We start from the raw sequence: 554 nt of genomic DNA on the forward strand, positions 1-554 counted from the left end.
GCGTACCCGAGCGGCAACGTGGGCGTCGGCACCGACATGCCCGAGCAGCCGACCGCCGTGCGCGATATCGTGGCGCACGAGATGGGCCACAACTTCTCGCTGCAGCACGCGGCCTGCGGCGACGTCGCCGTTCCCGACCTGGACTACCCGTACCCGAATGCCACCCTCGGCGAGGCCGGCCGCTACATCTGGCCGTACCTAGCGGACAGCAACACCTTCTACGACCCGCGCCCGACCGATCGCCACGACCTCATGAGCTACTGCGGCGGCCAGGTCTTCTCCGACTACAACTACCGGAAGATGCAGACCTACCTGACGCCGTCGGACAAATCGATGGTCAACGTGTCCGCCGCCGCGGTGACGTCGGCCACGCAGGACCTGCTGCTGATCAGCGGCGAGATCGGTGCCTCGGGCACGGCCGAGCTGAACCCGGTGAAGTCGCTGGTGGGTCGGCCCCAGGCCCCTGAGGCCGGTGCGTACACGCTGCGCATCGTGTCGGCCAGCGGCACCACGGACATCCCGTTTGCGCCGCGCACGCTGGACCATGACAGCAC

1 protein-coding gene is annotated in these 554 nt (G+C 68.4%); it reads left to right on the plus strand.

Annotated features, from left to right (window positions below; all coding sequences use genetic code 11):
- On the plus strand, window positions 1-554 hold a 554-nt coding region (locus AC1D15_RS36430), incomplete at both ends, for a M66 family metalloprotease (protein ID WP_477829922.1).

The organism is Rhizobacter sp. P2_H2 (assembly GCF_056403375.1).